This window comes from Methanospirillum sp. (genome assembly GCF_028679455.1).
In the GTDB taxonomy this organism is placed as follows: domain Archaea; phylum Halobacteriota; class Methanomicrobia; order Methanomicrobiales; family Methanospirillaceae; genus Methanospirillum.
Window position 1 is genome coordinate 1 of record NZ_JAJRBM010000114.1, and the last position, 5,831, is coordinate 5,831.

Genomic DNA, 5,831 nt, shown 5'->3' on the forward strand with positions numbered 1-5,831 from the left:
ATGGTTAAAGACGATTTCATCAGGCAACCTCCTTGAGCAGCGTGAAATGGTACTTATTGATCTGAATACCCAGGCAATGGGATTTTCAGCCACCGATATGACTACCAATGACAAAATGACAGTTGAAGTGAAGCCCCCGATTGGTTCCTCACTCCCCATCACGAGAACCCTGCCTGCTGCATTGAACCAGGGCATATGGTATGAGGTCTATTAAGGAGGGTGAAAAAGATGAAAAACCTATATTCAGAAGATGCATTTACCGGCCTTGAGGCGGCGATTGTCCTGATCGCATTCGTCGTGGTCGCTGCAGTGTTTTCGTATGTGGTACTTGGCGCCGGGTTCTTTACGACCCAGACCGCTCAGGCAACCGTACACACTGGTGTCGCACAGGCAAGCTCGAGTCTGGAGATTGTCGGTAATGTAATGGGAATTGCCGTTACACCAACAGCGAATCGGCTCACTTATATCAACACCAGTATTGCTCTCACAGCCGGTGGGACTGCGATGGATCTGTCACAGATGGTCATCTCGTACTCCGATAATAATGGCGGAAGAAATGCGGCGGTTCCTAATAGTACCTCAGGTATAACAGATTGTATTGGGGGCACCATTCTGACTGAAAATCATGATCAAGCAGACAACCAGTGGTGCGTCTCCCAGAAGATCAACACAGTAGGATCCGACAACAACCTGCTTGAACCGAACGAAATCTGGGTTCTTTCCATCGGAATGCCCTCGACAGCATCAATTAACCAGAAGATCACTGTAAACTTACAGCCATCTGTCGGTGCGGTTCTCCCCATTACGAGAACGATCCCCGGTGGACTTACGGCTGTTCAAGCAATCTATTAATCTTTTAATTTTTCCTCTTTTTACAATCAGTCCAATTCCTGCCAGAATGAATCCAAAAAAGGTTATTTCGGAAAACTGATTCCGAGTATAGCAAAAAATTTTAAAAAAGGCACGTACGTATTAATAAATTACATCACCCAACATTCCACGTCTCTTTACATGTAAGAATGTTTATTAATTACGAATGTAATATAACGAGTAGATAATCTATGGCGGTTAACCAGTCACAGGTAGACCATATTATCACTGCCGCTTCCGAGGATGATCCGGAAGTCAAGCTCCAGAACCTCGAGCGGGAGGTCGACCTGATAAAAACATCCATCAAGCGCCTTCTCATGGATATCCGTGAGCGGATGAATGAAATGGAAAATCCATTTACCATCGTAGCAACGCCCGGGGGTGCGGGTGCCGGAACGGGGTCCTCCGAAGTTGATGAGGCACGAAATTCCGCTCTTGAAGCTCGTGAGGCTGCACTGGATGCCCGCGAATCACACCTTGATGTAACAAAGGCAAAACTGGACGATGAGGAGAAGAAAAAAGAACAGGTTTCCGCCAAAACCGAACCAGTTTCTCCCATACCTTCGGAAGACAAGAAACAACTCGATGAGCAGATGCTTGCCGTATTACGGTCACAGATTGGAATGCCCCCGAAACCATCCCATTCCGGACTTACATCAGCAAACGATAAAGCTATAAACGAAAAACTCCGGCTTCAGAAGGTTTACAAACTTTTCAAATGGACCCATAATTCCGTTACAAAGTTCGGCCATGACCGGCTTGAAATTATGCTTCAGTCCTATCGTGTGATGGGATATATTTCCAAAGAATCCTGCGATGAGATCCGTGAGATCTCCCGGCTGATGCCCGCAAACCTTGGGGAGGAACATGAAGTGGGCCCGGATGAATTCGTATCCGAACTATATGCGCTTAACCGGATCCTTACCCCCAATGATACGTCCCTTGACCAGGACATGATCGAAGTCATGATGGAACAGAGGCAGCAGATGCCCCTTACTATAGGACGGAAGCAGGAAGAACGAATTGATCTCTCCGGTATTTCCATAAACGAGAAAAAATCCGCCTCAAAAAATAAAGAAAAAGATGAAGAATGGATGAACCTTCCGGACAGGATATAACCGATGTCTGCCGAGACCTTCACCACCGCGATGTTCCTGATAACCGCAGTCATAGCGGCAGGTGTTCTGATCAACGCTGTTTTTCCTGTAGTGTACCAGATGGCAGGCACATTTTCCTCGTCCACCCATGCATCGGATGAGCGGCTCCGCACAGATTTCAAGATTATCACATATTTCGCCAATGGCAATACGGACACTGCTGAAATCTGGTTGAAAAATATTGGAAGTTCAAGAATTCTCCTCAACGATATCAAAAAATCAGATGTATTATGGGGTACCGAAGGAGACTACGGCAGACTTATGTATTCTGAGGGTACGTCTCCGGCGAATGGGCAATGGGTCACTGAATTCGGAGATAGTGCAGATGAAATATCAAAAGAATATGATCTCAATGCCAACGAATACTGGGATTCCGGTGAGACTCTTCACATTAAAATCATGTCTCCTTCAGCCAAACCGTTCATTTCGGGGGACAACATGTACTTCCAGTTCGTCCTTCCCGGAGGAACCTGGCGTTCAGTTACATTCACCGCGAGGTGATCCAGAATGGCCGTTGCTGAGATTATCGGGGCCGCAGTTGGAGTACTTCTCCTCGTTGTGGTAGCCTACGTACTTGTCGGGGGGACACTCACTGCTGCAGAGACTGTGGCAACGGCACAAAAAGATCTGACTTTACTGAATGAGGCTCGGTTGAGAACAAGTTTCAACATATCCAGCACGGAACCACTTGGAACCTGTACGACAGGACCCTGTCTGAATTTCAGTATTACAAACAATGGGAATGAAGCCATCACTGATTTGCCCCATATGGATGTTTTTTCTTTTGATACAGTAAATGGGTATATACGCTATACATATGTGAAAAAAGAGGATGATGTGGGAGATCCAAAAACCTGGACAATAAGATATTTCGGAAATGATGAGATCCACACGGGCGAGTTGGATCCCGGGGTTACACTATGGATCAAAACAAACCTTCCATCTGGATCTGCTCCCACAAGCATTCAAGTGACCACAGGAAATGGAGTTTCTACATCATCTAAATTATAATCCAAGGAGGGACATTGTATGGCATCGATTTCTGATCTGATGGGGGGCGAGGACCGGCAGATTATTTCCACCGGTAACACCGAACTCGACAAGAAAATAGCCGATGGCCTCCCGCTTGAATCACTGACACTCATTGAAGGTGAGAACGATACGGGAAAGAGTGTCCTCACCCAGCAGATTATCTGGGGAGCCATGAAACAGGGACTCTCAGTTGATCTCTTCACTACTGAAAGTACGAGCAAGAGTTTCATCAAACAGATGGAGTCAATGAGTCTTGACATCTCGGAATATTTTGCCTGGGGTTACCTCAAGGTATTCCCTCTCCACGTTGTGGGGTTCGAATGGAAAAAAGAAGAGATGGATGGCATTCTCGCTCACCTTATTACCCACATCCAGAACAGCAAGTCCCAGGTAATCATAGTTGATTCACTTACCCTGTTCACGGAATATGCCCAGACCGATACAATCCTCACGTTCTTCACCAACTGCAAGTCCCTTGTCGACCGGGGCAAAACAATCCTTGTCACGCTCCATACCTATGCATTCGAGGAGGATACGCTCGTGCGGATCCGTTCCATCTGCGATGCCCACCTGAATATGAAGAAGGCCCTTGTAGGCGACAAGTACGTCATGGTGATGGAAGTCATCAAAGTACGTGGCGCCCGCAAGACAACAGGAAACCTGGTAAGTTTCGAAGTGCATCCGGGATATGGGATGAAGATTATCCCCATGAGTTACGCGAAGGTCTGATATGGGCACGTTATCTGTTGCAGTCAATCTTCCGTTCAAACCGGAAATCATTGATACCAACATCGATTTTTATAATGATATCGAGTCCAGTGCGTTGTACAAGATGCTCCCGGCTAATGCCAAGGAGTACGTCAAGGCAAGCCCGCACCTCCTGGAATACCTCCACACGTTCCCGGTAAATACCTATGGCATTCCACTCTTCCTTTCGGAACTAAAAAAAGACCTGCGCACAATGAAAAGTCCCAACATCATCTACCCGGTGAATGAAACAACATTTATCCATATCCTGCCCGATCCGGATGATGTCAGGAATTTCTACATACCCATCGAACCCTCGTTCCTCCATAGTGTAAACCAGATGTTACCGGTCATCGAGACAAAGCTTATCGATCTCATCGATGGGCTTGAAGAAGACCCTATAAGCGACAAGGAACGGGCGGAAGTTATCAAGAAGATGCTCGCAAACGTGTCTGTGATAAAACCGAAAAACGTGGATCTTGCAACCCTCACTGGCGGAGGAGTCAGCCAGCAGAATTTCAAATCAAAGCTTACGACATTCCTCAATACGGACTTTTCTGCAAAAGACAAAATGGCACATGTAAAGAAAAAGAACCAGATCCCCATGACTCCGGATGGGAAAGTAATCCTGACAGATCAGGAATACCGGGCCATCGAATATCTGTTGATCCGTGACAAGATCGATATGGGGGTCCTCAAACCCTTCCTCTCTGATTCATATATAGAAGATATATCCTGTGACGGGGTCGGCCCGATCTTTATCGAACACAAGATCTTCAAAGGCTTAAAATCCGTTATCGAATTCAAGGTCTCCAGTGAACTCGACGAATTTGTTGTCAAGATGGCGGAGCGGATCAAGCGGCCGATCACGTACAGGAGTCCGATTATCGACGCCACCCTGCTTGACGGATCCCGTATCAACATCGTCTACGGAACGGCCATCAGTAAACATGGCAGCAACTTCAGCATCCGTAAAGTGAACGAGGTTCCCCTTTCCATTCTCAATATTATCGAGAGCAACGGGATTGACTACACGGCTGCCGCATACCTTTGGATCTGCGTTGAATATGGCATGTCACTCTTCGTTTCCGGAGAGACTGCAAGCGGTAAGACAACACTCCTGAATGCGATCACGACATTCATCCCACCGGAGAATAAGATTGTCACTATTGAAGATACCCCGGAACTGAATGTCCCGCACCGGAACTGGGTGCGGGAAGTTGCACTTGCAAAAGGAAAAGGCGAAGGCGATGGAGCATCTGGTGGAGAAGTGACCATGTTTGACCTGCTTAAGGCAGCCCTGCGTCAGCGCCCCAACCAGATCCTTGTCGGTGAAATCCGAGGGGTGGAAGGGGCTGTTGCTTTTGGTGCAATGCAGACCGGTCACCCGGTTATGAGCACATTCCACGCGGCTTCTGTTGAAAAACTGATCCAGCGTCTCTGCGGTGACCCGATCAATATCCCGAAAACCTATGTTGATAACCTCAACCTTGTCGTGATCCAGAGCGCGGTAAAACGTCCCGACGGCCAGCTTGTGCGGCGGATGATCAGCTGCAACGAGCTGGTTGGATACAATGCGGAGACCCAGGGGTTCACCTTCGTACAGATGTTTGGCTGGGAGCCGGTATCGGATACCTTCGTCTGGTCGGGAAAAGGCAGTTCATATTTACTTGAAAATAAGATTGCCACGATGCTGGGTATACCGGACAGCAGGAAAGCGGAAATTTACCTTGAAGTAGAGAAACGGGCAAAGATCCTTGAGCGACTCCATAAGGCCGGCTATACCAAGTTCTGGGATCTTTTCCACATGATGACAAAGATCAAGAAACAGGGACTTTTAACGATCGGTGCCTGATATGGCTGAACCCGATCCGGATGAGACACTGCCCAAAGAGAGGCGACATCTTCCCTTTGCTTCTACTATTGAAAGTCTCAAAACGAGGATTGCACAGGTCACTGAAGACAAGAAGATGAGCGCTGACCTGCTCTTCATGAATACGTATATGGCATCGCTTGCCCTGGCAA

The 5,831-nt window shown here is 47.5% G+C and carries 6 protein-coding genes and 1 pseudogene; all 7 read left to right on the forward strand.

Annotation, left to right across the window (positions count from 1 at the left end):
* Positions 1-214, forward strand: a pseudogene (locus LUQ50_RS03855) (hypothetical protein); the annotation flags it as partial.
* Between the two features lie 14 nt (positions 215-228).
* Entirely contained in the window at positions 229-852 is a 624-nt protein-coding gene (locus LUQ50_RS03860; protein WP_300036447.1) for an archaellin/type IV pilin N-terminal domain-containing protein, read from the forward strand.
* Between the two features lie 209 nt (positions 853-1,061).
* Positions 1,062-1,988, forward strand: coding sequence for a hypothetical protein (locus LUQ50_RS03865; RefSeq protein ID WP_300036450.1), 927 nt, complete (start codon positions 1,062-1,064; stop codon positions 1,986-1,988).
* 3 nt (positions 1,989-1,991) lie between these two features.
* Positions 1,992-2,528 carry a flagellin gene (locus tag LUQ50_RS03870; RefSeq protein ID WP_300036453.1) on the forward strand — a complete coding sequence of 179 codons (537 nt, stop codon included), beginning with the start codon at positions 1,992-1,994 and terminating at the stop codon, positions 2,526-2,528.
* A gap of 6 nt (positions 2,529-2,534) precedes the next feature.
* The gene (locus LUQ50_RS03875) at positions 2,535-3,038 is read left to right on the forward strand and encodes a hypothetical protein (protein WP_300036456.1); all 504 of its coding nucleotides are present in this window, start codon (positions 2,535-2,537) and stop codon (positions 3,036-3,038) included.
* Between the two features lie 18 nt (positions 3,039-3,056).
* Positions 3,057-3,788 (forward strand): ATPase domain-containing protein, encoded by a 732-nt coding sequence (locus LUQ50_RS03880; protein ID WP_300036460.1) that lies wholly within the window; start codon positions 3,057-3,059, stop codon positions 3,786-3,788.
* 1 nt (position 3,789) lies between these two features.
* Complete coding sequence (locus tag LUQ50_RS03885; protein ID WP_300036462.1) at positions 3,790-5,661, forward strand: type II/IV secretion system ATPase subunit; 1,872 nt, start codon at positions 3,790-3,792, stop codon at positions 5,659-5,661.
* Positions 5,662-5,831 lie beyond the last annotated feature (170 nt).